Here is a 24853-nt window from a genome sequence, read left to right as displayed (position 1 = left end):
CGCTCAGAGTGCGGCGTTGCCGGTGAGTACGACGGGCCCCTCGATGGTGTTCGCGGTGCAGCCCGGGCCTCCGATCCGTACGGGGCCGGAACTGCGGCTCACCACGACGGGCCCGCTGACGCGGGAACCGCACAGGTGGACCGCCGTCGCCCGGTCGGCCTGGAGCGGGCCGCCCACCGTGGAGCCGGTGACCACGAGGGCGGCCCCCGGGCGGACGACGACGGGCCCGCGCTGGGCGGCCCGGTCCAGGCAGGTGACACCGCTCGTCACGACCAGCGGTCCGTTGCGGGGCCCGGTGACCGTGGTGGTGCAGGCGGGCAGCGGCAGGACGCGGGCCTTGTAGTCGAGGGCCTCGGCGAGCTTGCCGGGCTTCGGGTCGCTCAGCGGCTTGCCCAGCTTGGCGAACTCGCCGCCCGTCTCCTTCTTCCCGCCGTTCCACTCGTCGATCCGGCCGAGCTGGGCGGCGGTCTTCCCGTCGTCGACGACCGCGTCGGCGTCCAGCGCGGCCATCGACTTCGAGGCCCGCTTCACCAGGTCGAGGTACGGGCCCGGGGCGGTCAGGTCGTACGCGGACGCGTCGTGCTCGCCGCGCAGCCACGAGCCCCAGGAGAACTCCAGGAACTCCGTGGCGCCGTCCGGGACCTCGTAACCGATGTCCCGGGTGAAGTAGACGAGGCTGCGGTACGGGTCGTCGCGGAAGTGCGTGATGCCGAGCCGGTCCGGCAGCCGGTCCACGCCGAGCGGCCGGTTGTTCTCGTCGCGCAGCCACACCTTCTTCTCGGCCGTCATCCGCTGCCAGAAGGCCGGGGTGGACAGGGAGCTGAAGTTGTCGGTGACGCGGAGCCGGATGTGCGTCCGGGGGGAGCCGTCGGGGCCCTCCAGGAACGACGTCAGCGTGTGGTGCCCGTCGGTGAGGTACAGCTTGCCGCCCGGTCCGACGACGGCCGTCTTCATCGGGGCGATCGTCTCCGGGGTCTCCTGCCCGAGCGGCACGGTGCAGGTGAAGCTCGACGGATCGTCCAGCGTGGCGCCGGGACCCGCCGAGGCCGCCTCCTCCTGGCCGTTGGTCTCGCACCAGTCGTCGAAGCGCTTGTTGACGTCGCCCGCCGCCTCGTCGCGGTCGCTGCCGTACCGGCCGAGCTTGTAGAAGACCTGGTCGAAGCCGAGTACGGCCTGGGTCGGGTGGAGTTCGCCGAGCGTGACGTCGATCAGGTCGCCCGGCTGCGCGCAGGTGTACGGCAGCGGCCCGCTCCCGGTGCACGCCGCCGCGCCACCGGCGGCCGCTCCGGTCCCCGCACCGGCCACGACCGTGCCCGCCGCCAGCGCACCGGCCAGCAGCAGCGCCCCGCGCCGCGGCAGCCGTACCCTCACCGTCGATCTCTTCATGGACGTCCCCTCCCGCGTGATGGTCTTCCGCAGGGGACGATCGCAAGGCCCGACGACCCCCGCGCGGACGTGGTGTGAACGCGGGATGGCGCTGCGGTGCCACGGCGGGACGACGACGGCCGGGGGCCGTTCCCGTTTGCGGGGGCGGCGGACACCCGGTTACGTGTACGGGGAGGGCGCGCCCGACGACGGACGGCCCGCAGGCTGGAGGTGTCTTTGATGGCGAAGAACCGGTCCGCGCCCGCCAAGGGTCCGCGCGGCGGCAAGGCCGGGCTCGTGCTGAGCCTGGGCAGCAGCGCGCTCGCGGTCATCAGGGCGTCCAAGCAGGTCCGCCGGGCCAAGGGCACGCACGACAAGCTCAACACCGCCGACGCGGTGGCGGGGCTGCTGCCGCTGGTCACCTCGGCCGCTCTCGTCCTGCGACAGCTGCGCGGCCGGAAGCGGGAGAACCCGGAAGCGGCCTGACGTACGCCCGAAAGGCCGGAAATCGCCCTGCTCCCGGCCACTGAACGATGCCCGGCCGGGGTACGAAAGTGCTGTGCCGAACCCTTTCGAGATCACCGCCGCCACCGCCCAGGACATCGTGACGCTGGGCGAGTGGGCCCACGAGGAGGGCTGGAACCCGGGCCTGAACGACGGCGCGGTGTTCTTCGCGACCGACCCCGGCGGCTTCCTGTTCGGCCGGCTGGACGGCGAGCCGGTCACCTCCGTCTCCGTCGTCCGCCACGGCAGCGCGTACGGCTTCCTGGGCTTCTACCTGACCCGCCCCCACCTGCGCGGACAGGGTTACGGTCTGCGGACCTGGCAGGCCGGGACGGCCCGGCTCGCCGGACGCACGGTCGGCCTGGACGGGGTGCCCGCGCAACAGGACAACTACCGCCGCTCCGGCTTCCGCACCTGCTGGAGCAACGCCCGCTTCGAGGGCACGCCGCCGCCGGACGTCGCACCCCCGCCCGGCACCACCCTGGTCGACGCCCGGAGCGTGCCGTTCGACCTGCTCGCCGCCTACGACCGGCGGCACTTCCCGGCCGCCCGGGACACCTTCCTGGCCTCCTGGATCACCGCCCCCGGGCGCACGGCCCTGGCGGCGGTCCAGGGCGGCGAGCTCCAGGGCCTCGGCGTGCTGCGGGCCTGCCGCGCCGCCTCCCGGATCGGCCCGCTGTACGCCACGTCCCCGGCTGTGGCGGCGTCCCTGGTCAGCGCCCTGGCGGCCACCGCCCCCGAGGCCCCGGTCGCCGTCGACGTACCCGATGTGAACCCGGCGGCGGTCCGGCTGGCCGGGGAGCTGGGCCTGACCCCGTCGTTCGACACGGCCCGGATGTACAGCGGCCCGGAACCGGCCGTCGACCGGACGGGCCTGTACGGCATCACGAGCCTGGAACTGGGCTGACGGGCGCCGACCCCCTAGGGGGTGGGCCGCAGCACCGGCGGGCCCTCGCGGATCCGGGAGGCCAGGACGGCGATGTCGTCCTCCGCGTTGTCGCCGAACCGGTCCAGCACCTGGTCCAGCAGATCCTCCAGGTGACCGCCCGGCGGCATGGTCAGCGAGGCGAGCCGCTGCACGGAGACGTCGATGTCCTCGCCCCGGCGCTCCACCAGACCGTCGGTGTACATGAACAGCACGGTCCCCGGGCCGCAGGGCACGGACGCGGTCCGGTAGCCGCCGAACCCGGTGCCGAGCGGCGGCCCCACCGGAACCGGCACCACCCGGGCCCCGGCGGCGCCCGGGTCGATGAAGACCGGGGGCAGATGGCCCGCGCTGGCCACCTCGCACACCCCGCCGTACCGGTCGACGACGGCCAGCAGACAGGTGGCAGCCCGGTCCAGGCCCGACCGCTCCACCATGGTGTCGAGCTGCTCCAGGATCCGGTGCGGCGGCAGATCCTCGCCCGCCAGCAGCCGTAGCAGCGAGCGGTACTGGCTCATCGCGACGGCCGCCTCCACGCCGTGCCCCATCACATCGCCCATCGCCTTGAGGTGCCGGCCGTCCTGGAGCGGTACGACGTCGAACCAGTCGCCGCCGACCAGGACGCCCCGGTCGGCGGGGAGGTAGCGGGTGGCGATCTCGACGTGCGAGTGGGGCCCCCAGGGCTCGGAGAGCAGGGAGCGCTGGAGTTCGCGGGCGATGCTGTGCTCGTGGTCGTAGCGGCGGGCGTGGTCGAGGTCGACGCCCGCCCGGACGGCGAGTTCACGGGCGACGGCCACGTCCTGGTCGCTGAAGGCGGGGGCGCCCTCGCCCCGGACGAGGCTGAGCGTGCCGAGCGGCCGGCTGCGGGCGGTGAGCGGGACGACGAGCGCCTGACGCAGCCCGAGCGCCCTGGAGGCGGCGATCCGCTCCGAGGTGCGGACGCTCCGGCCCCGCTGGTGGTCCTCCCAGTCGTCCAGCACAGGTTCGTTCTCCGCCAGGCAGCGGGTCACGGCGGAGTCCGCCGCGAAGTCGACGTACTCCCCGGGGTGGCCGAACCGCTGCACCTGCTCGTCCAGCGCGCCGTCGCCCCGCAGCCCGGCCCGCCGGAGCCGTACGACACCGGGGGCCGGGCGGCGTACGGAGTGCCCCACCTCGGGCGGGAAGACGTCGACCGCCGCGACGTCGGCGAAGGGCGGCACCACGAAATCGGCCAGCTCCTGGCAGGTGGTGTCCATGTCGAGCGTCGTCCCGATGCGGACGGCTGCGGTGGAGAGCAGGGCGACGTGGCCGCGGGCCTCCTCCAACTCCTCGCGCTGCCGGGCGATGTCGGTGATCTCGACGACGATCGCCATCAGCCCGCACGCCGACCCATCGGTGTCCAGCCGGTGGTACGTGGCCCGCCAGAACCGCTGGTCCGCCTCGGCCGCCGCCCAGGTCTGCCCCTGAATCGTCTCCTCGCGGGGCTTTCCGTCGGCCAGGACGTCACGCAGGGCGGCGGCCTGGCCGCGCAGCTCCGGCAGCACCTGGGAGAAGGTCCGCCCGATGTGGGAGGCGGCGGTGAGGCCGTTGAGCCGTTCGAGGGCCGGGTTGACGTAGGTGTAGCGGAGATCGTGGTCGAGGACCGCCACGGCGGCCGGATTGCCGTCGAACAGGGCCGCGACGGTCTTGGGGTCGAAGTACGAGGGCATGCCGTCGTCGCACGTCTCGGCCTGCAAGAGCATGCCTCCCGCCGCTCGTCGGCTCCCGAGCCTCCATCGTCGGCCGCCCGTTCCCGTACCGCATCCGCAGGGCGGCCGGTGTCGCACCGGCCGGCGGGGCGGCGGGTCAGCGCGGGGCGTCGGTCCGGTCCCGGAACGGCCCGAGGCCGAGGTCGAGATCCAGATCGAGGTCCAGATCGAGGGTGCCCTCGGTGGCCTCGGCGGTGGCCGGCAGGGCGAGGGCGCCGCCGACCGCCTCCGGCAGACTGCCGGAACCGAGCAGCCCGGTGACCAGCCGGGTGGTGAGGCGGTGCCAGGCGGCGGCCCGGCGGAGCATGGCGTGGTCGCCGCCCCGGACGGTGACCATGCAGGTACGGGCTCCGGCGCGGCGGGCCCGCGCGGTGAGCGACTGGGTGGCCTGGGGGCTGGTCATCCGGTCCCGGTTGCTGTGGACGAGCACGACGTCGCGCCCCGCGAGCTGAGTGACCGGATCCCCCGGCGGACACCAGGGCGCGAGCCCGACGACACCCCGCACCAGAGGGTGCCCGGCGGCGCGGAGGGCGGCGCGCGCACCCATGGAGTGCCCCAGGAGCACTACCGGCAGCTCCTCGCCGACTTCCTCCCGCAGTACGTCGAGGGCGGCCACGGCGTCGTGGAACGGGTCCGCGCGGACACCGTTCCAGCCCCGGTGGGCGTACCGCACCTGCCGCACGAGGACGTCCTCACCGGCGGACCGGGCGGACCGGACGAGGCCCCGGACGAAGGGGCGCATCCGTACGCCGGGCAGATTCAGCGGGCCGGGCGGCGGCGGTCCCGTACCGGTCTCACGGCCCCCGTGCAGAACGAGAACCGCCGCCGACGGCGGTCGTTGGGCCACGCGTACCTCCAGGTCCGGGTGCGGGCGCGGTGCCCTCTCCCCGTATTCGGCGCCGCGGCCGCCGCGGATGGGTGAGGTGTGGTCACCCGGCGCGCCCGTGCCCCGCCTCAGCGACGGAGCGCCTCGGCGGGTTCGATGCGGGAAGCACGCCACGAAGGATAGATGCCGGCCACCAGACCCGTGGCCAGTCCGATGAGCGGGGCCGCCGCGACGACGCCGGGGTGGAGCACCGGAGTCCACTCGCGGTTCAACGCGACCCCCACCACGGTGACGGCCCCGAGCGAGGCGCCGACGAGACCGCCGAGCGTGCCCAGCGCTCCGGATTCGGCGAGGAACTGACCGGTGATGTGATGGGCCCGCGCACCGAGCGATCTGCGCAGGCCGATCTCGCCGGTCCGTTCCAGTACCGCCACCAGGGTCGTGTTCGCGATGCCCACCCCGCCGATCAGCAGGGACACCCCCGCGAGCACGAGGAAGAGCTGGCCGAGGTCGGTGGAGACATCGCCGCGCAGCGCCTTCGGGTCCGGCGGCGCGACGACGGAGAAGTACTCCGGGTGGTCGGGGCGCAGGGCGTGAGCCGCCTCGTGCGCGATCTGGGCGGCGGCTCCCAGCTCGGTCGACACGATCATCCCCACGCCTTCCTTGGGAAGGCCCCACGTCTGCTGGGCCGTTGACCGCGGCAGCACGACGGACAGGAAGGTCTCCGCCTTGCGGTCCACCCCACCGAGAATGCCCATCACCGTGAAGGGCCGTGTCCCCAGGAAGACGGTGGGCCGGGTCTCCAGCGTGGTGATGCCGAGCCGGTCGGCGACCCCCTGGCCGATGAGCGCCACTTCGGAGGCGTTCTCCTCGTGGTAGGCGTCGAAGAGCCTTCCCTCGCGCAGCCGGGCGCCCGCCGCCACCAGCGCGCCGGGCGTCGCCGCGGTGACGGAGGGCTGCTCCGCTCCGGCGTCCGTGGCCAGGGAGGTGGAGAGCCCGGTATCGGCCGGCAGCTGCACCGGCCAGTGCACACCGGCCGCCCGGACGCCGTTGAGCGCGGTCAGCCGCGCGTCGGCGTCCGGTGGGAAGGCGGTGCCGACGACCTCGTCCGCGCCGGCCGAGACATCCTCGATGCCGACTTCCGTCGCGGACAGGACGCTGAAGCGCGCGTCGATCTGCGCGGCGGCGGTGGCCGTGAGCCCCAGCACGGCGACGAACGCGCCGACACCGAGCACCGTCCCCAGGCCGGTGAGCAGGGAGCGGGCCGGACGTTGCAGGATGCCCGCGGTGGCCTCGGCGATCAGATCGCGGAACGACAGCCCGGTGGCGTCCGGCCCCGCCGGACCGCGCCGCGCCCCCCGGGGTCCGCGCGGGAGGATCCTCACGGCCTCACTCCCCTGCCTGCCCGCTCGGGCCTGCCGGCGCGCTCAGCCGGCCGTCCCTGATCGTCACGGTCCGGCCGCCTCGCGCGGCCACCTGCCGGTCGTGGGTGATGACGACCACGGTCAGTCCGTCCGCGTGCAGATCCGCCAGGAGCGCCATCACCCTGCGGGCGTTGTCGGAGTCCAGGTTCCCCGTGGGTTCGTCGCACAGCAGCAGCGAAGGGTCGCCCGCCACCGCGCGGGCGATGGCGACGCGCTGCCGCTCGCCGCCCGACAGCCGGGTCGGCGGGGAGTCGACGCGGTGGGCGAGCCCGACCCGGTCCAGCGCCGTACGCGCGCGCCTCAGGCGTTCGGAGGGCGGGACGCCCGTGTACACCATGGCCAGCGCCACGTTCTCCAGCGCCGTGCGGTGGGGCAGCAGATGGAACGACTGGAACACGAACCCGATGCGATGGCCCCGAAGTCCCGTACGCGCCTTGTCGCTCAGCTCCCGGGTGGAGATGCCGTCCAGGAGATAGGTGCCGGCGGTGGGCGAGTCCAGCAGCCCGGCGATGTTGAGGAACGTCGACTTGCCCGAGCCGGAGGGCCCGACGACCGTGACGAACTCGCCCTTCTCGATGCGCAGGTCGGACCGGAGCAGCGCGGGGACCGGAGGCGGACCGGGATAGGTGAGCTCGACGTCCCGGAATTCGATGACCGGGGGAACCTCCCGGCCCGTGCCGCTCGTGCCCGCCGTTCCCGGTGTGCTTCCCGCCCCGACGGCCGGCGCCTCGCCCCGGCCCGCGACCGACCCGCGCGCCCTCGTACGTTCCCTGGCGATGCCCTTCACCGGGCGTCCTCCCGGCCGCCGCCGCTCTCCGACGGCCGGATGCCGACGACGACCTGGTCCCCGGCGGCGAGCACATCACCGCCGACGGGGCCGACCTCGACGAATCCGTCGGCCTCCATGCCGGGCCGGACCTCCACCCGGTCCCGCTTCCCGTCGGCGCGGAGCACGGACACCGCGCTCGATCCGTCGGGGGCCGAGACCAGAGCGGTGACCGGCACGGCGAAGACCTTCCCCCCGCTCTGTGCGGCGGCGACGGTGACGCGCACCTCCCGGCCCGACAGGGCGTCGTCGAGCGGGCGTCGCGCCTCGACCCGGACCAGGTAGCCGGGTGGACCGGTACGGGGGTCCGGCCCCTCCGGCTCCTCCTCCGCGCCCGTCGTCGTCTTCGTCTCCGCCCGGTCCAGCGCGTCCGCCACGAAGGAGATCCCGGCCGGAATCGGCTCCCGGGCCTGCTCCGAGTGGATCTCGGCTCCCTGGCCGACCTTGAGCAGTCCCACCTGGGACTCGGGGATACGGGCCGTCACGACGAGTTCGCCGCTGGACAGCGTCATCGCACCGCCGGACACCGCCGAGCCCACCGCGACGGACACCGACTCCACCCGGGCCGGGAATTCCGCGACGTACACGACCTCGGAGACGGGCAGCAGAGGCCCCTGCCGCCGTTCTTCCTCGGCCAGCGCCTCACGGGCCTCGGCCAGATCCCGGGCAGCTCGTGCGGCGGCTGTTCCGAGCTCCGCGAGCGGGTCGTCGTCCGTGGCCCCGGGGCCGCCCGGGGTGCCTGCGCCGCCCTCGGTGCCCGGCGCGGGAAGACGGTCGGCGGACGGTGCGGGCCGGGGCGTCGACGGAAGCCGGGGCACGGGCGCGGACGTGGGCCGGGCCGCTCGGGCCGCCGCGGCAGCGGTGTCCTGCGCCAGACGCTCCGCTTCGGTGACGGCCCGGCGGGCCGCCGCCACGGCCTCCTCGCCGTCCGGTCGCGCCGCTCGCGGTTCGTAGCCGCGCTTGCCGTAGAAGCCGGACAGGGCCTTGCCGGTACCGGGGCCGAAGGTGCCGGGCCGATCGGGAGCGGTGCTGTGGCCGAGGTCCCGCAGCGCCTGCTGGAGCTGCCCGACGTCCTTGCCCCGGGCTCCCGGCTTCAGGTCCCGGTAGGCGGGGATCCTCCCCGGCAACGCGAGGACAGGCCTGCCGGAGACCTCCAACAGGACGTCACCGGCCCGGACGCCGTCCCCGACGCCCTTGGTCATGCCGGTCACCACGGACCGGCCCGACGCCCCGCCGGACTCCGCAGGAGCGACCTCGACGACCTGGGTCGCCGCCACCGTGCCGCGAATGATCACGGTGTCCTTGAGGACACGCCTCTCCACCGGGGCCGTCAGGACGTCCGGGGGCGGTGCCTCGGCTGCCGCGGCGGCCTCGGCCGGAGAGGTGATCCGGGCGGCGGCGACCACGCCGGAGGCCGATACGACGACGGCCGCGACGGCTGTCGCCAGCGCCCAACGCCGGCGGCGGGCCAGCGCGGAGGCGGTGGCCGTACGCTCGCGAGGTGCGGAGGCGGCGGCCCGGCCCTCGCCCGGTCCGACGCCTTCGGCGTCGGCTCCTTCGTCGACCGGCGTGGTCCCGCCCTTGCCGGGGCGCAACTCGTCCACGTACGTGACCTCCCCGAGTACTCAGCTGGTCCGGACGCCGGCGGCCCGGTCCATCCAGCCGGCTATCGCTTTCCTGACCTCGGCGAAGGTCTCCGGCTTCGCCTCGATGTACTGCTTCTGATAGGCGACGTCCACGGCGTTCCAGACGCCGACGACGTTGTACTGCTTCTTGCAGCGGACATCGGCCACCGCCACCGCGATCTCTTCCTGAGACGCCGTGACATTGCGGTCCCACGCGGGATCGTTCAGCGGTTCGAGGGGCGTGGCGTACGCGAAGCCCTCCTTCTTCATGCACGCCGACCACTGCTTGAACACGGCAGTCACCCGGGGGTCCTCGGCGGCCTTGAACACGGAGTCGATGTTGGCGTTGACCACGGTCTCGGAGTCGTCGGCCACCCGCTCGGCCGACCCGGTGAGCGCCTTGTTCGCCTCGCCGAAGCAACCGTGCTTCGGGACCTTCTTCCCGTTGACCGTCTGACCACCCGGCCCGAACTTCTCGCTGCCCTCCGACCCCGTCAGCACGGTCAGCGACCCGGCGCTGGGCTCCTGCCCCTTGTCGGCGGCCCGCGGAACCCTCTTGTTGCCCCGCGTATAGCCGTTGATCTCCACGTCGGCGGGGTCATTGGCTCCGTAGCGCCACAGCGCGAGCCGGTCCGGGATGCCGGGGTCCTTCTGCCGTACGGGCCTCGGGTGGTCGAAGCCGAACCGTTCCATGCACCGTACGGTCAACACGTCGTGGGCCTTGAGGAGTTGCAGCCGCTGATCGGGGGAGAGCAGGTAGGGCTCGACGGGCAGGGACACCTGGTCGGTGGCGAGCAGCTTCTGCACCCTGCCGACCGGAGGAGCCTTGGTCCCGCTCTCATCGCTCCGCCCGGCCCCGTCGCCCCCGCATCCGGCGACGAGCAGGAGAGGCAGGCAGACCAGTGCGGGTCCGGCGAGACGTGCGGTGCGCATGACTGAGGACTCCCGAGGAAGGAAGGGGCGACGCGGCCGGGGGAACGACGGCATGTGAACGGTGGCCGGTGGGCGGCGCACGGCGCGCGCCGCCCACCGGCCGAACCCGTCAGAGACCCGTGGGCCTGCCGGAGGCGTTGTTGTTCTTCAACGACGCGTTGAGGTTCTGTGCCCCGGCGACGCCGATCGTCTGGCAGGCGACCTCACAGTTGAAGTTGCGGTTGTAGTACACGGTGAACTCGTAGTTGTAGTCGAAGCTGTTGACCGAGGCGGCGTTGTTCTTGACCGCCTGGCCTGCGCCCGCGCTGCCGTTCGTGCTGGCGACGTAGGTCTTCCCCGCGTAGTCGGCGACCTGGCCCCACTGCTTGTAGATTCCACCCTGGTAGTTGGAGTTGTAGTGGAGACAGGTGTAACCGGCCGTGCACTGCGCGGCGGCCATCGCCGGCGGGGCGAACGCGATCCCCGATCCAAGAGCAGCCGCGAGAGCGGCCGCTGCGGCAAAGCGTCGAGACGTGGACATGACTCTCCCTGAGCTGATGCGGACACAGAGACATAGCGGCTCAAACAGGAGGAAACCTCTCCTCCCGGGCCACCAACGCAGGCTAGGCAGCAGCTTCAGGCGGAAGAAATCATTCCAGGATTGGTCTCGACCAATGAGATAACAGACCGGCACGAAAAAGTTGAATCCTCGCAACTGACACAGAAGGAGACATCATGGCATCAGGCCCTCAACTCGGCAGCGCCGCACCTGACTTCACCCTCCCCGGCGGAGTCCTCTCCAGCTCGGGCGACACCTTCGAACGCGCCGACTACCAGCTGTCGTCCGCCCGCGGCCGGTCCGTGGTGCTGGCGTTCTACCCGGGGGACAACACCAGCGTCTGCACGAAGCAGCTGTGCTCGTACTCCTCGGGCATGGAGGCCTTCGAGGGGCTCGACGCCGACGTCTGGGGAATCAGTCCACAGGGTGTGGACAGCCATGAGTCGTTCGCCCGCGCCTTCGACCTGCGCATGCCGCTGCTGGCGGACGAGGGCCGGGAGATCGCCAAGGCGTACGGGGTTTCCGCGCCGGGCATCGGGGTGCGGCGGGCGGTGTTCCTCATCGGCCCGGACGGAGTCCTGCGCTGGAAGCACGTGGCGCTGCTCGGAGCGACGTTCCAGTCACTCTCCACCCTCACCGACCGCCTGTCCGGCATCAAAGAAGCGTAAAGATTGCCGGAACCCGGCAGTGACCGAAGCGGGTGGTGTATGGGATCATCCAGCCAGATCGACGGAAAACACTCGGGGGAAGTCGACAACAGGGGAGTGATCGCGTGACCTTCTTTCTCGGTCTCGGCATTGCGGGGATCGTGCTGCTCGCGCTCTCCCTGATCTTCGGCGGGGTCCTCGAAGGACTCTTCGACGGCGCGCTCGACGGCCTCTTCGACGGGCTGCTCTCACTCCCGGTGATCGCCGGCTTCATCTCGATGCTCGGCTTCGGCGGAGCGATCGTGCTCGGCGCGACCGGTGCGGGAACGTTCGTGGCCACCGTCGTCGGCGTCTCCGCCGGTCTGGTGGCGGGCTGGCTGACCTGGAAACTCAGCAAAGCCCTGATGCGCGACCAGACGCACGCCACTCCGCGCGACAGCGACCTGGTCGGCACCTCGGGATCCGTCGTGACGGCCATCCCGGCCGAGGGCTACGGCGAGGTGCTGCTGCGGCTGGGAGACCAGCCCGTGAAGTACGCGGCGAAGTCGGCCACGCCCGTGGCGCGCGGGACCGAGATCTGGGTGGAAGAGGCACTGTCGACCACATCGGTCGCGGTCCGCCCGGTGGAGCGCTGACCACGCACCGCCGTACACATCCGCCCTCCTGACAACCCACCGTCACACAACACACCCCGCACCGATCAACTCCCTTCCCATTCCCTTTCTCTTTCCCATTCCCTGGCACCACCCCGCTCCACAACAATCTGCCGTCCCCCCACGGGAGGCAGGGGGGACACGTCTCATGAGTCCAGTAGTCATCGCCGTCATCGGCATCGTCGTACTTCTCGTCCTGCTCGGCCTCGTCGTCATCACGCGCTACAAGGTGGCCGGGCCCAGCGAGGCGTTCATCATCACCGGCCGCCGCGGCAAGAAGTCGACGGATCCGGTCACCGGACGCACCAGCATCGACAACAGCGGCCAGAAGGTCGTCGTCGGCGGCGGCGTCTTCGTCGTGCCGTTCGTCCAGCAGAAGTTCACCCTGGACCTCTCCAGCCGGCACATCCCGATCGCCGTGCGCGGCGCGGTGACGCTGCGCGGCGTCAAGTCGAACCTCGAAGGCGTCGCGATCGTCAAGGTCGGCGGCAGCGAGGACGCGATCCGGGCCGCCGCCCAGCGCTTCCTCCAGCAGCAGGACGGCATCGTCGGCTTCACCCAGGAAGTGCTCTCCGGCGCGCTCCGCGCGATCGTCGGCCGTATGTCGGTCGAGGACATCATCCGGGACCGGGCCGCGTTCGCCGGGCAGGTCGCCGAGGAGGCAGAGGCGAGCCTCTCCGGCCAGGGCCTGATCCTGGACGCCTTCCAGATCCAGGACATCACCACCGAGGGCTCCTACCTGGAGGACCTCGGCCGCCCGGAGGCCGCCCGCGCCAAGCAGGAGGCGGACATCGCCGAGGCCATCGCGAAGCGGGCCTCGGAGCAGGCCCGGCTGAAGGCGGCCGAGGAGATCGCCATCGCCGAGCGGACGTACTACCTGAAGCAGGCCGAGATCAAGGCCGAGACGGAAGCCGCGGCCGCCAAGGCCAACGCCGCCGGCCCGCTCGCCGAGGCCGCACGCCAGCAGGAAGTCCTCCAGGAGCAGGAGAAGGTCGCCGAGCGCCAGGCCGCGCTGACCGACCGCGAGCTGGACACGAAGGTCCGTAAGCCCGCCGACGCCGCCCGTTACCAGGCCGAGCAGGAGGCGGAGGCCCGCCGCATCGCCCAGGTCAAGGAGGCCGAGGCCGACGCGGAGCGCTCGCGCCTGACCGGTCAGGGCGAGAAGCTGCACCGTTCGGCGCTGGCCGACGCGGTCCGCATCGAGGGTGAGGCGGACGCCGCGGCGATCGCCGCCAAGGGTGCGGCCGAGGCCGAGGCCATGCAGAAGAAGGCCGACGCGTTCGCGCAGTACGGCGACGCGGCCGTCCTCCAGATGCTGGTCGAGGTCCTCCCGAGCGTCGTGGCCAAGGCCTCCGAGCCGCTGAGCGCCATCGACAAGATGACGGTCATCTCCACGGACGGCGCGAGCCAGCTGGCCCGCACGGTCACCGACAACGTCGCGCAGGGCATGGAACTGCTCACCTCGACGACCGGCGTGGACATGACGTCCCTCCTCCAGAACCTGAAGAGCCGCGTGGGCACGGTGCCCGCACCCGCGACCTCGGACGCTCCGGAGACGGACTCCTCGACGTCGAAGAACGGCGAGATCGAGATCAAGGGCTGATCCGCGGGGCCTCCACGAGGGGCTGAGCCCGTTCACCCGTCACCCGTGCCCGGCAGCGACCTGTTCGCCGCCGGGCACGGGCGCGTTCGTGCGGCGCCGAGAAGGCGCGAGCACCGGACAGCGGAACACCCCACCCGCCCGGGCGACTTACCGATTCCGGAGCCGCATGCGCAGGACGGACCACGCACCGACGCCGTTGGTGACGACGGACCCGGCGCAGGGCCTGACGAAGGAGCAGGTGGAGGAACCGCTGACCTGACGGCACGCGTAATCCGCATGCGGTCGCCCGGGGCACAGTGATAGACATCCGGCGTGCACACCACTCTGGACTTCCCTGACCTGCTGCGACTCATCGACGAACGGTCAGCCGCCTTCCGCGCCGCGGTCGCCGCCGCACCCAGCCTCGATGTTCGGGTACCGACCTGTCCCGAGTGGACGCTGTTCGATCTGGTGCAGCACCTGGGCCAGGGGCGCCGCGCCTGGGCCGCCACCATCGCCGCAGGACCTGACGCCACGGCCAAGTCCGCCCCGCAGGGCGACCCGTCCGCGCCCCGGGACCGCGAGGCCCTGCTCGCCTGGCTGGCCGCGTCGACGCAGGAGATGCTGGACGCCCTGCGGGAGGCCGGCCCCGACCGGGGTTGCTGGACCTGGTGGGGCAAGTCGCAGTCGCCGCGGACCTGCGGTGCCGTCGCCCGGCACCAGCTCCACGAGATAGCGGTGCACACCTACGACGCCCAACTCACCGTGGGCGCCCCGCAGCCGCTGCCGGACGAGGTGGCACTCGACGGCGTCGAGGAGTTCCTGACCACCATCTGCACGACGACGGTCGCCTGGCCGCACGACCCGGCCCATGTCGATTACCACGCCACCGAGGGCCGCTCCTGGCGCAACGGGCTCTCCGCCGACGGCGCACGGCTCGACCGCCTGCCCGAACCGGGCACAGCGCCCACTGCCGACGAGCAGCCCGACGCGGCCGACGCCTCCGCCCGGGGCACGGCCAACGAACTGGTCCTCGGCTTCTACGGCCGCATTCCGTTCGACTCCTTGAAGATCGACGGCAACGGCCGCATCTTCGATCAGCTGGTGGCCTGGGACCCGGAGCAGTAGCCTGCCCCGTCGACGGACGCCACGGCACACGCCAGGTCCACCAGTTGCGTGGCCAGATCCAACCGGCGCTTCTCCCCCGTGGCCGGAGAGCGCACACCATGGCCGGCGACATCCTCGATGTCGCCCAACGCGCCCCTGACGGTGGCACTGTCGATCACATCGCCGATCCGGAGTTTCTCCGCTGATTGGCATGGAAGCGTGCCTTCTTCTGACGATTCCCGCACGTGTTCATGTCGCACCACTTACGGGTGCGGCTCTGGCTGGTGTCGAAGAAGGCGGCTCGGCAGGTCGGCGACGCGCACAGGGCCAACTTTCCGTCGCGCTCACCCGCGATGATGCTGATCGCGTCGGCGGCGATCACGCCGAGGGCGTCTTCCACGCCGGAGGCCGAGCCGAGTCGCCAACGCCGCTCGCCCTCGGGCGTGAGGATCGCCGCTGCCCGACCCCGAGCGCTGAAGTCGTTGATGACCTGGACGGCAGGCGCGGGCAGAGCGTCCTGGAGCGCGGCCGCGGTCGCAGCGGCGTGGATCGACTCCCTCAGCTCCCGGGCGCGGTCGAGCTGGGCAGAGGTGCAGGAGTCCACGGCGAGGCCGTTCACCGCCAGCCAGTCGACGAGTCGCTGCGGCACAGGGATCCGCTCGACAGGGTCGCCACGCCGCTCCGACAGAGTCCCCGTGAAGCTGGTCGCCAGCACGCTGCCGAGGCGGAAATCAGGAAACCGATCACGCATGGAACCACCTTAGGTGGTTGCAGCGCGGCGGGGGCCACTGCTAGAACCGTCTTAGACGGTTCCAAGACGCGGTTCCACGATGGCAGGAGGTCTCATGACCCGTCCAACCAGCGACGTGCACGCATTCGAAGCCCACGCAACCGACGCCGACCTCGACGATCTGCGCGCACGACTGGCCGCGGCACGATTGCCGGAGACGGAAACGGTCCACCGCGCCGGACCGGGCCCCCTCCGATGGGAACAGGGCGTACCCCTCACCGACCTGATCGCCGTCGTGAACTACTGGCGCACCGAATACAACTGGCGATCGTTCGAGGAGCGCCTCCACCAGATCGGCCAGTTCCGCACGACCATCGATGATCTGGGAATCCACTTCCTGCACCGCCGGTCCGCCCGCGCAGATGCCACTCCTCTGATCCTGACGCACGGCTGGCCGGGCAGCATTGCCGAGTTCATCGACGTAGTGGACGAACTCGCAGATCCGAAGGGCGCAGACACACCGGCCTTCCACGTCGTGGTTCCGTCCCTTCCAGGCTTCGGCTACAGCGACAGACCGGCCACCACCGGGTGGGGAACGGAAAAGATCGCGGCCGCCTGGGTGGAGCTGATGAAAAGGCTCGGCTACGACAAGTTCGTTGCCCACGGCGGCGATTGGGGAGGCGTGATCACCACGATCCTCGGCGGCAGGTTCCCGGAGCACGTGCTCGGCATCCACACGACGACCGCGCAGGCACCACCCGGGCTGACCACGGACGGGCTGACGGCGGTAGAGCGCAGGTGGACCGAGGAAACCCGAGACTTCTGGCTCCACCGCGCGGCGTACGCGAAGCAGCAGGCGGCCCGCCCGCAGACCATCGGCTACTCGCTCGTCGACTCACCGGTGGGACTACTCGCCTGGATCCTCGACAAGTTCGCGGAATGGTCGGACACCGAGGACAGCCCGTTCGAGAAAATCTCCCTCGACAGAATCCTCGACGACGTCACCCTGTACTGGCTGACACGCACCGGCGCGTCGGCAGCCCGTATCTACTACGAAAGCCACAACTCACTCGACCCCGAACTCCGGGTCGACGTACCGTCGGCCATCACGGTGTACCCCCGCGACATCGAGAAGAGCCCACGCCCCTGGGCACAGGAGCGGTTCCGCCGGATCGTCCACTGGAGGTCGCCCGAAGCCGGGGGCCATTTCCCGTCGCTGGAGGTTCCCGAGTACTTCGTCGAAGACCTGCGGGAGGGCCTGGCGGCAGTACTGGCGGCGGCAGCCGATCGGTGAACGCGGCCGGCCGGGAGGAACGGCGACTCCCCGCGCGCTCACCCCACCAACACCTGAAACCCCCTGCTGTTCGCGCTAGTTGACCGCCTCCGCAGCCCATCCGTACCGTGCCGTTCATGGGACCCGACACCGCTCGCATCCACCACGTGGGCCACATCGTCGAGGACATGACGGAGGCGATCGGCCTCTACGAGCGGCTCGGTTTCCTCGTACCCCCGCCCAGCTGCCCGGCGATGTCCCGGCACGAGGGCGGCGAGCCCGAACCCTTCGGCGCGGCCAACACCCATGCGGACTTCCCGCGTTCGTTCCTGGAACTCGCGACCCGCGTGAAGGACGGCGACACCGGACGCCTGCCGACCGACACCCGCCTCGTTCCTCTGCAGGCCCCGCCCGAGGTGCTGCCCCTGCTCATGGAACGGATCGGCGAGACCAGCGCCAACCTGGCCGCGTGCCTGGACCGTTTCCAGGGCCTGCACATCCTCATGTTCTCCTCGCCCGCCATCGACGAGGCAGCCGCGCGTCTGACCGCCGCCGGTGTACGGCACGGCGGAGTCAACACGGTGCGGCGAGCGGCACCCGAGGGCGCCAAAACCCCTGTGGAGACGGTCCGTTACCTGGAGATCGACGCCCAGGAGCCAGGTGGCCGCCCGGGCACGGCCCCGGAAGGCCGGGTCGGCCTCGTGGCCGACCTCGACCCGGACATCCAGGGCGCCCGCCTCCTCGACCACCCCAACGGCGCTGCCGACCTCGTCGAAGCGATGCTCTGCGTCGAGGACCAGGACCTGCCGACAGCGCAACACCGGTACGAGACCTACCTCGGCCGCCCGGCACGCCAGGAGGGCCCTGCTCGGGTCTTCGACCTCGACGGCGCCGCGCTGACCCTCGTACCAGGCTCGGCCCTGGCGACGGCCCTACCGGGCGAACACCCTCCGGCGCTCCCCGCACTCGTCGGCTACACCGTCGCCGTACACGACCTCGCCCTCACCCGCGACCTGCTGCGCCGCAACGGGCTCCCGGTGCGGGAGACACCGTCGGGCGACACGTTCGTACCGGCGGATGCGGCCCTCGGCGCAGCCGTCATCTTCCGTTCGGCATAACTCGATATGCGTCCGTGGACGACCTGCGAGTCGAGGAGAAGCAGAAGCACCCGCTCCCGTACGGCACCGACGCCGGCACGTACGCTGCGATCATGGACGACCCCGTACTCACAGCCCGCGAACTGGTGCGGGACCGGTTTCCCGCCGCCCGGGCGGCCTTCCTTGCCGGCAGCGTATTGACCGACCGCCGAACACCCACGTCCGATCTGGACATCGTGGTTCTCTTGGACGACCCGTCCGCCGCCGGCCGGGAGAACCTCGTATATCGCGGCTGGCCGGTGGAGCTGTTCGTACAGACAGAGGCCCGCTGGCACAGCTTCGCCGACCAGGAGACCGCGAAGCGGAGTTCACCGCTGCTCGCCATGTGCGCCGAGGGCCTGCTCCTGGTGGACACGGACGGGCTGGGCGCCGCGCTCCAGGACGAGGCACGCACGCGCTGGGCCGCGGGCCCGCCGCCGCTCTCGGAGCACGAGCACAACTACCAGCGGTACATCCTGACCGACCTGCTCGACGACCTACGGGGCTGCACGGATCCCGCGGAGCGGGTGTACCTGGTCACGCACATGCTGCAGCGCGCCTCGGAGCTGGTCCTACTGGCCGGCGGGCACTGGCTCGGCAAAGGCAAATGGCTCTCACGGCGGCTGGCCGCAGCCGCCCCCGAGGTACACCGCGCGCTGTCAGAAGCCGCCGCGCAGGCGATCACCGGGGACACGAAGGCCTTCGCGGAGGTCGTGGCGGGGGTGTTGGACCGGTCCGGTGGCGCCCTGTGGGACGGGTACGCCATCCGGTGAGCCGGTAAACCCGGGTCTCCTTCGACGTCAGCCGAGCGCCTTCTCGATGGCGTCGAAGATATCGGCGTCGGTCTCCTGCTGCCAGACCGGGAGACCGGGCCAGTCCGCGACGTAGCCCGGCTTCGGCTCATCGAAGTGCTTGAACATCTGGGCTGTCCAGCAGATCGCGACGAAGCGCCCGCGCTGTTCACGCGAAAGCCGGGAAGCACTGCCACCGCTGATCTTCGCCTCCAGCTCCGCCATCCGGTGGTCGCGGCTCAAGTGGCCGAACTCGTGGCACAGGCCCAGGGGTTCACGGGCGACATACCCGGATCCGGAGGCTCGGGCCAGGGTGACGGCCTCCTCGCCCGGAAGAGGCTGGTGGCCACCGGCGCCCCGCCATCGGGCCCCGGGTCGTGCACGGTGTCGGAATCAACCAGGTCGAACCCGTGCTCGTCCAACAACTTCCCCCATACCGAGGCCCCCAGAACCCACCGTTGCATCGTGCCGGGACCGCCATCAGGCATACGGGTCGCGATGTCGGCGGGTCGACACTGCGTCTCGGGTGGCGCGCCCGTTCGGTAGCGCGCGAGCGTGGAGAACACCAGGAACCCACCGGGCCGGAGCGCCGCCGCAGCGGCCGGGAGCAAGGCCCGTGGGTCGGTGAAGTCGAGTGCGCCGAAGACGCTGTAAGCGACGTCGAGGCTGCCCGGGTGGGCCCGGAGGTAGGCGGCAGCGTCGTCGAGGACGAAGTCCAGGCCGCACACGTCTCCGTAGACGTTGTTGCTGCGGGCATGCTGAGCGGCTGAGCTGTCGATCGCGACGACCCGCGCAGCTCCCAACTCGGCCGCCACATAAGCAGCCTGATGACCGGCTCCGGCGCCCAGCTCCGCGACGGTGCGACCGGTGAGGTCGCCCAGCAGTTCGTCCCCGGGTCCGATCCGTTGGTACCAGTCCCAGTAGAAGCGGCCGACGGAACGGCTTTTGTTCGAGGCTGCAGCTCCGTAGTGGTGCCAGCGGTCAGGCCCCGTGGTCGGGGAAGTCGAGGTCACAGCCGACAGACTGGCCCAACCATGGTGATCAGTACGGGACTCTCGCCGTATTCACCCGTACGCGATCGAACCTGGTCTCCTGTTCTTGGAGGCCCGGCACCCCGCCCCTCAGCACTCCCCCCGGTCCCGCCCCGCCGAGTACAGATAGCTGTCCCGGAACTGCTCCGACCCCAGTGTCCGCCCCACCATGATGACCGCCGTCCGGATCACCCCCGCCGCCTTCACCTGCTCCGCGATCGAGTCCAGCGGGCCGCGCAGGACGAGCTCGTCCGGGCGGGACGCCATCGCCACCACCGCCGTCGGGCAGTCCGCCCCGTAGTGCGGGAGCAGTTCCTCGACCACCCGGTCCACGTAGCGCGCCGCCAGGTGCAGGACGATCAGGGCGCCGCTGCGGCCCAGCGTGGCCAGGTCCTCGCCCTCCGGCATCGCCGTGGCGCGCTGCGCGATGCGGGTCAGGATCACCGTCTGGCCGACCGTCGGGACCGTCAGTTCGCGCTTCAGGGCCGCGGCCGCCGCCGCGAACGCGGGGACGCCGGGGACCACCTCGTACGGCACGCCCGCCTCGTCCAGGCGCTTCATCTGTTCGTTCACCGCGCTGAACACCGACGGGTCGCCCGAGTGCAGCCGCGCCACGTCGTGGCCGTCCTCGTGGGCCCGGATCAGCTCCGCCGTGATCCGGCCGATGTCCAGGTTCGCCGTGTCGATCAGGCGGGCGTCCTTCGGGCACTCGGCCAGGAGTTCCACCGGGACCAGGCTGCCCGCGTACAGGCAGACCGGGCTGGCGGCGAGGATCCGGGCGCCGCGCACCGTGATCAGGTCGGCAGCGCCCGGGCCCGCGCCGATGAAGTACACCGTCATGATCGATCTCCCTTGTCCGAACGTGCCCCGGAGCCCGAGGGCTTGGTTACCGACCACTGCGTCACGGGCATGGCCTGTCGCCAGCCGGTGAAGCCACCGACCGGGACGGCGTGGGCGACCGCCAGGCGGACCAGCTCGCCGCCGTACGCCTTGTGCCGTTCGGCCAGCAGCGCCTCCGACTCCAGCGTCACCGTGTTCGCGACCAGCCGGCCCCCCGGCCGCAGCGCCTCCCAGCACGCGTCCAGCAGGCCCGGCGCGGTCAGCCCGCCGCCGATGAACACCGCGTCCGGCGCCTCCAGTTCGGCCAGTTCGGACAGTGCCGCCGGGGCCGGGCCGGTGACGACCTTCAGCGCCGGGACCCCCAGGCGCTCCGCGTTACGGGTGATCCGCTCCGCCCGTACGGGGTCCCGCTCCACGCTCACCGCCCGGCAGGACGGATGGGCCCGCAGCCACTCGATCGCGATCGAGCCGGAGCCGCCGCCCACGTCCCACAGCAGCTCTCCGGGCGCGGGCGCCAAGGTCGCGAGCGTGGCCGCCCGGATGTGGCGCTTGGTGAGCTGGCCGTCGTGCTCGTACGCCTCGTCCGGCAGACCCGGGACCGTGCCGAGCCGCAGCGCTTCCGCCGCCGCCCGGCAGTCGATGGCGATGACGTTCAGGCGGTCCCCGGGCGCGTGCGCCCAGCTCTCCGCGATGCCGTCCGCGTGCGCCTCCGCCTCGCTGCCCAGCTGTTCCAGGACCCGCATGACGCTCGGGCCGAAGCCGTGGGCCGTGAGGAGGGCGGCTACCGTGGCGGGCGTGCTCGCGTCCGCGCTGAGGACCAGCAGCCTGCGGCCCTCGTACAGCGAAGCCGCCAGTCGTGCCGCCGGGCGGCCCACCAGCGTCACGACCTCCGTGTCCTCCAGCGGCCAGCCGAGGCGCGCGCAGGCGTACGAGACGGAGGACGGGTGCGGCAGCACGCGCAGCCCCTCCGGCCCCAGCTCCTCCGCCAGCGCCCGCCCGATCCCGTAGAACATCGGGTCCCCGCTCGCCAGCACCGCGATCCGGCGCTCCCGGTGCTCGGCGAGCAGCCGGGGGACGGCCGGCCTCAGCGGGGACGGCCAGCCCACCCGTACACCGGCGCACTCCGGCGGAAGCAGGTCCAGCTGGCGCGCCCCGCCGATCAGCACCTCCGCCTCCCGCAGCGCCTCCCGCGCCGTACCGGACAGGCCCGGCCAACCGTCCGCACCGATCCCCACGACGGAGACGGGGACGGAGACGGGGTGCGGAAGCGCGGCCGGGGACGCGGGTGCGGGTGCGGGCGGGGGCGAAGGTGTGGGCGGGGGCGGAGGTGTGGGTGGGGGCACGGGCCGGGACCTCAGTGGTTCGGAGCGGGGAAAACGGGTCTGACGAGCGGGAACGAGGCGCAGCCGAACTTTACTGAACGCCCCGTTCCGACCCCTCCAGCGGGTGAATCCGGCGACGCATCCGGAGTGAATCCGAAAAAGAACCGCGCGTGGTGTCGAGAAACCCGCCCCGGCCCCGACGTCCCCTGTGCAAGAGGAAGAAAGACCACGGAGCGAACGAGCGACCAGGAGGCGACGGTCATGAAGTATCTGGTGATGGTCCAGGGCAGCCAGAAGGACTACGACGCGCAGGCCGGCAAAGGGAACCCCGACAGTCCGGCCTGGGACGAGAAGGCCATGCAGGAGATGTTCGCCTACATGGGCAGCATCAACGACGACCTCGCCGAGTCGGGCGAGCTGGTGACCGGCTACGGGCTCACGGAGCCCGCGCAGGGGCGGGCCGTGAGCGTCGACGCCGAGGGGCGGCCGGTGGTCTCGGACGGGCCGTACAGCGAGACGAAGGAGCTGCTCGCCGGGTTCTGGATCCTCGAATGCGAGAGCCTGGAAAGGGTGACCGAGATCGCCGCCCGCGTGGCACGCTGTCCGCAGCCGGCCGGTGCGCCCGAGTACCCGGTGCTCATCCGGACCATCGGTGGCGGGATCGACTGATTCGACAGGAGCGACCACTGAGGGCGGACCGTACGACCGACGACCGCATCGAGGACCTGCTGCGCCGCCACGCGCCGCAGGTCCTCGGCGCGCTCGTACGCCGGTACGGGCACTTCGACCCGGCCGAGGACTCCGTCCAGGAGGCCCTGATCGCGGCCGCCGAGCAGTGGCCGAAGGACGGGATCCCCGACAACCCGCGCGGCTGGCTCATCCGGGTCGCCTCCCGCCGCCTCACCGACCGGCTGCGCAGCGACGAGGCCCGGCGGCGGCGCGAGGAGACGGCGGCCGCCCTCACCCCGGCCGACGCGTTCGTCGCCCCGCCGCCCGGCGAAGGCCCCTCCGGTCAGGGCCGGGCGCCCTCCGAGGACGACACGCTCACCCTCCTCTTCCTCTGCTGCCACCCCGCGCTCTCCCCCGCCGCGCAGATCGCGCTGACTCTCCGCGCGGTCGGCGGCCTCACCACGGCGGAGATCGCCCGCGCCCATCTCGTGCCGGAGGCGACGATGGCGCAGCGGATCAGCCGGGCCAAGCGGACGGTGCGCGGTACGCAGTTCCGGCAGCCGGACGCCCAGGACCGCGACCAGCGGCTCGCCGCCGCCCTCCAGGTCCTCTACCTGATCTTCAACGAGGGCTACACCGCCACCGCGGGCCCCGACCTCCACCGCACGGACCTGGCGCGCGAGGCGATCCGGCTCACCCGGGCCGTACGTAGGCTCCTCCCCCATGAGGGGCGCGTAACCGGGCTGCTGGCGCTCATGGTCCTCACCGAGGCGCGCACCCCGGCGCGCACCGGGCCCGACGGCGAGCTGATCCCGCTCGACGAACAGGACCGCGGCCTCTGGGACCGTACGGCCATCGCCGAGGGCACCGCGCTCGCCGAGGAGGCGCTCGCCCAGGGGCCCGCCGGGGACTACCAGCTGCAGGCCGCCGTCGCCGCCCTGCACGACGAGGCGGAACGCGCCGAGGACACCGACTGGCCGCAGATCCTCGCCCTCTACGACCTCCTCGTGCGCCGCACCCCCGACCCCGCCGCCGCGCTGGGCCGTGCGGTGGCCGTGGCCATGGTGCACGGGCCCCGGGCGGGCCTGGCGGCGGTCGACGCGCTGGCGGGAACGGTGGAGCCTCCCTACCGCCTCGACGCCGTACGCGGACATCTCCTGGAACGGGCCGGGGAGCCGGCCGCCGCCCGCACCGCGTACCACGCGGCCGCCGACGCCACCCTCAGCGAACCCGAGGCCCGCTATCTGCGGATGCGGGCGGGGCGGCTGCCCACATAAGGACCACCCCGGCAAACGGAGTTCACTCCCGCCGCCCGAAGAACTCGATCTCCGCCACCGCCGTACGCCGGTCCTCCCCGGAGCCGGAGCCGGAGCCGTACGCCGCGTCGACCGTGAGCCGGGCCCGTACGGTGTCCGAACCCCGTACTTCTTCGAACGTCTGCTGGCGCGCCGACGTCCCGGAGAACACCTCGGTATTCATCATCCGTACCGGCGGCACGGACGGCACCCCTCTCACTCCCGTCGACTACTCCCGTCGCCCGCTCCCGTACGCCACACCCTCCGGCTACTCCCTTCGGCCGACAGGGAAGAGGCCATCGGCCCAGCCCCGGTCGCCGTCGTCCGCCGGGCTCGCGATGATCGGCAGCATGACCACGAGCGACAGCGGCAAGGACATCACCCTGCGGATCGCCCAGAATCCGGAGGCCGACGAGCTCCTCGGCCGCAGCCCGCTGGCCGCTCTGGTCGGCATGCTGCTGGACCAACAGGTGCCGATGGAGTGGGCGTTCACCGGCCCGTACACCCTCGCGGAACGGATGGGCACCGACGACCTGGACGCGGGGCGGATCGCCGCGTACGACCCGGACGCCTTCACCGAACTGTTCACCGCCAAACCGGCCCTGCACCGCTACCCCGGCTCCATGGCCCAGCGGGTGCAGCAGCTGTGCCAGTTCCTGGTGGCGGAGTACGACGGCGACGCGAGCGCGGTGTGGCGGACCGCCACGACCGGCGACGAGCTGCTGAAACGGCTCAAGGCGCTGCCCGGCTTCGGCGAGCAGAAGGCCAGGATCTTCCTCGCGCTGCTCGGCAAACAGCTCGGCGTACGTCCGACGGGGTGGCGGGAGGCGGCGGGCCCGTACGGGGAGGCCGGATCGCATCGGTCGGTCGCCGACATCACGGGCCCGGAGTCGCTCGTCGAGGTGCGCGCGTACAAGCAGGAGGCCAAGGCGGCAGCCAAGAAGGCGAAGTCGGCCAAAGCGGCGAAGAAGACCGGACCCGCGCGGAAGAAGTGACGCGTACATGCGCAGGAACAGGCCGACGCCCCCGTCCGACCGATCAGAACCGGCCACACCGGTTCACAGGCGTCACGCCACTCGCTAGC

Annotated in this window: 25 protein-coding genes and 1 pseudogene; 12 read left to right on the top strand and 14 right to left on the bottom strand. The window is 72.0% G+C overall.

The genetic code is table 11. The features are described 5' to 3' along the window. Positions 1 to 3: 3 nt before the first annotated feature. Positions 4 to 1386: a ParB/Srx family N-terminal domain-containing protein gene (locus tag G3I54_RS32205; protein WP_164619854.1), complete on the bottom strand. Its 1383-nt coding sequence runs from the start codon at positions 1384 to 1386 to the stop codon at positions 4 to 6. Positions 1387 to 1605: 219 nt separating this feature from the next. Between G3I54_RS32205 and G3I54_RS32200 the strand changes: the two genes are divergently transcribed. After that, a complete protein-coding gene (locus G3I54_RS32200) occupies positions 1606 to 1851 on the top strand; it encodes a hypothetical protein (RefSeq protein ID WP_164619852.1) in 246 nt (81 codons plus the stop codon). 73 nt (positions 1852 to 1924) lie between these two features. Further along, a complete protein-coding gene (locus G3I54_RS32195; RefSeq protein ID WP_164619850.1) occupies positions 1925 to 2776 on the top strand; it encodes a GNAT family N-acetyltransferase in 852 nt (283 codons plus the stop codon). Positions 2777 to 2790: 14 nt separating this feature from the next. Here the strand turns inward: G3I54_RS32195 and G3I54_RS32190 are convergent, their stop codons facing one another. The 7 genes from G3I54_RS32190 to G3I54_RS32160 form a co-directional block, all read right to left on the bottom strand. Then, positions 2791 to 4515 carry a SpoIIE family protein phosphatase gene (locus G3I54_RS32190; protein WP_203687447.1) on the bottom strand — a complete coding sequence of 575 codons (1725 nt, stop codon included), beginning with the start codon at positions 4513 to 4515 and terminating at the stop codon, positions 2791 to 2793. 103 nt (positions 4516 to 4618) lie between these two features. Next, entirely contained in the window at positions 4619 to 5368 is a 750-nt protein-coding gene (locus G3I54_RS32185) for an alpha/beta family hydrolase (protein WP_164619848.1), read from the bottom strand. A 107-nt stretch (positions 5369 to 5475) separates the two neighbouring features. After that, positions 5476 to 6732, bottom strand: a complete 1257-nt coding sequence (locus G3I54_RS32180) for an ABC transporter permease (protein ID WP_343240483.1) — start codon at positions 6730 to 6732, stop codon at positions 5476 to 5478. A 4-nt stretch (positions 6733 to 6736) separates the two neighbouring features. Next, a complete protein-coding gene (locus G3I54_RS32175; protein WP_164619898.1) occupies positions 6737 to 7423 on the bottom strand; it encodes an ABC transporter ATP-binding protein in 687 nt (228 codons plus the stop codon). 131 nt (positions 7424 to 7554) lie between these two features. After that, positions 7555 to 9201: a peptidoglycan-binding protein gene (locus G3I54_RS32170; RefSeq protein ID WP_164619846.1), complete on the bottom strand. Its 1647-nt coding sequence runs from the start codon at positions 9199 to 9201 to the stop codon at positions 7555 to 7557. 21 nt (positions 9202 to 9222) lie between these two features. Beyond that, positions 9223 to 10155: a hypothetical protein gene (locus G3I54_RS32165; protein WP_164619844.1), complete on the bottom strand. Its 933-nt coding sequence runs from the start codon at positions 10153 to 10155 to the stop codon at positions 9223 to 9225. Positions 10156 to 10264: 109 nt separating this feature from the next. Beyond that, positions 10265 to 10675 carry a hypothetical protein gene (locus G3I54_RS32160; RefSeq protein ID WP_164619842.1) on the bottom strand — a complete coding sequence of 137 codons (411 nt, stop codon included), beginning with the start codon at positions 10673 to 10675 and terminating at the stop codon, positions 10265 to 10267. A gap of 194 nt (positions 10676 to 10869) precedes the next feature. Here G3I54_RS32160 and G3I54_RS32155 point away from each other — a divergent pair, with 194 nt between their 5' ends. From G3I54_RS32155 to G3I54_RS32140, 4 genes are all read left to right on the top strand, one after another. Continuing rightward, a complete protein-coding gene (locus G3I54_RS32155; protein WP_164619840.1) occupies positions 10870 to 11361 on the top strand; it encodes a peroxiredoxin in 492 nt (163 codons plus the stop codon). A 104-nt stretch (positions 11362 to 11465) separates the two neighbouring features. Further along, positions 11466 to 11975 (top strand): hypothetical protein, encoded by a 510-nt coding sequence (locus tag G3I54_RS32150; RefSeq protein ID WP_164619838.1) that lies wholly within the window; start codon positions 11466 to 11468, stop codon positions 11973 to 11975. A gap of 166 nt (positions 11976 to 12141) precedes the next feature. Next, entirely contained in the window at positions 12142 to 13596 is a 1455-nt protein-coding gene (locus tag G3I54_RS32145; RefSeq protein WP_164619836.1) for a flotillin family protein, read from the top strand. A 312-nt stretch (positions 13597 to 13908) separates the two neighbouring features. Next, a complete protein-coding gene (locus tag G3I54_RS32140) occupies positions 13909 to 14703 on the top strand; it encodes a maleylpyruvate isomerase family mycothiol-dependent enzyme (RefSeq protein WP_164619834.1) in 795 nt (264 codons plus the stop codon). Positions 14704 to 14857: 154 nt separating this feature from the next. Here the strand turns inward: G3I54_RS32140 and G3I54_RS32135 are convergent, their stop codons facing one another. Continuing rightward, complete coding sequence (locus G3I54_RS32135; protein ID WP_164619832.1) at positions 14858 to 15433, bottom strand: CGNR zinc finger domain-containing protein; 576 nt, start codon at positions 15431 to 15433, stop codon at positions 14858 to 14860. A 94-nt stretch (positions 15434 to 15527) separates the two neighbouring features. Here G3I54_RS32135 and G3I54_RS32130 point away from each other — a divergent pair, with 94 nt between their 5' ends. The 3 genes from G3I54_RS32130 (at position 15528) to G3I54_RS32120 (ending at position 18594) form a co-directional block, all read left to right on the top strand. Next, positions 15528 to 16706 carry an epoxide hydrolase family protein gene (locus G3I54_RS32130; RefSeq protein WP_164619830.1) on the top strand — a complete coding sequence of 393 codons (1179 nt, stop codon included), beginning with the start codon at positions 15528 to 15530 and terminating at the stop codon, positions 16704 to 16706. 116 nt (positions 16707 to 16822) lie between these two features. Then, a complete protein-coding gene (locus G3I54_RS32125; RefSeq protein ID WP_164619828.1) occupies positions 16823 to 17803 on the top strand; it encodes a VOC family protein in 981 nt (326 codons plus the stop codon). 92 nt (positions 17804 to 17895) lie between these two features. Further along, entirely contained in the window at positions 17896 to 18594 is a 699-nt protein-coding gene (locus G3I54_RS32120) for a nucleotidyltransferase domain-containing protein (protein WP_164619896.1), read from the top strand. Positions 18595 to 18621: 27 nt separating this feature from the next. Here G3I54_RS32120 and G3I54_RS32115 read toward each other — a convergent pair. From G3I54_RS32115 to cbiE, 4 genes and pseudogenes are all read right to left on the bottom strand, one after another. Further along, a pseudogene (locus G3I54_RS32115) lies at positions 18622 to 18819 on the bottom strand (hypothetical protein); the annotation flags it as partial. 32 nt (positions 18820 to 18851) lie between these two features. After that, entirely contained in the window at positions 18852 to 19625 is a 774-nt protein-coding gene (locus G3I54_RS32110; protein WP_164619826.1) for a class I SAM-dependent methyltransferase, read from the bottom strand. Between the two features lie 108 nt (positions 19626 to 19733). Beyond that, on the bottom strand, positions 19734 to 20483 hold the full coding sequence (cobM, locus tag G3I54_RS32105) for a precorrin-4 C(11)-methyltransferase (protein ID WP_164619824.1): 750 nt from the start codon (positions 20481 to 20483) through the stop codon (positions 19734 to 19736). Continuing rightward, a complete protein-coding gene (cbiE, locus tag G3I54_RS32100; protein ID WP_343240482.1) occupies positions 20480 to 21718 on the bottom strand; it encodes a precorrin-6y C5,15-methyltransferase (decarboxylating) subunit CbiE in 1239 nt (412 codons plus the stop codon). The genes cobM and cbiE overlap by 4 nt, the downstream gene beginning before the upstream one ends. A gap of 348 nt (positions 21719 to 22066) precedes the next feature. Here cbiE and G3I54_RS32095 point away from each other — a divergent pair, with 348 nt between their 5' ends. Together G3I54_RS32095 and G3I54_RS32090 are read left to right on the top strand one after the other, a co-directional pair. Further along, the gene (locus G3I54_RS32095; RefSeq protein ID WP_164619820.1) at positions 22067 to 22474 is read left to right on the top strand and encodes a YciI family protein; all 408 of its coding nucleotides are present in this window, start codon (positions 22067 to 22069) and stop codon (positions 22472 to 22474) included. Continuing rightward, positions 22357 to 23751 carry a DUF6596 domain-containing protein gene (locus tag G3I54_RS32090; protein ID WP_239144677.1) on the top strand — a complete coding sequence of 465 codons (1395 nt, stop codon included), beginning with the start codon at positions 22357 to 22359 and terminating at the stop codon, positions 23749 to 23751. The genes G3I54_RS32095 and G3I54_RS32090 overlap by 118 nt, the downstream gene beginning before the upstream one ends. Before the next feature lie 22 nt (positions 23752 to 23773). Here G3I54_RS32090 and G3I54_RS32085 read toward each other — a convergent pair whose 3' ends face one another. Beyond that, positions 23774 to 23953 (bottom strand): hypothetical protein, encoded by a 180-nt coding sequence (locus tag G3I54_RS32085; RefSeq protein ID WP_239144676.1) that lies wholly within the window; start codon positions 23951 to 23953, stop codon positions 23774 to 23776. 166 nt (positions 23954 to 24119) lie between these two features. On the opposite strand from G3I54_RS32085, the gene G3I54_RS32080 reads away from it, so the two are divergent. Further along, positions 24120 to 24764, top strand: a complete 645-nt coding sequence (locus tag G3I54_RS32080) for an HhH-GPD-type base excision DNA repair protein (RefSeq protein ID WP_164619818.1) — start codon at positions 24120 to 24122, stop codon at positions 24762 to 24764. The last annotated feature ends 89 nt before the right edge of the window (positions 24765 to 24853 follow it).

Source organism: Streptomyces sp. SID14515 (assembly GCF_010548505.1).
Lineage (GTDB): Bacteria > Actinomycetota > Actinomycetes > Streptomycetales > Streptomycetaceae > Streptomyces > Streptomyces caviscabies.
The sequence above is the reverse complement of the archived record's forward strand: the minus strand, read 5'-3'. Positions and strand labels throughout refer to the sequence as shown.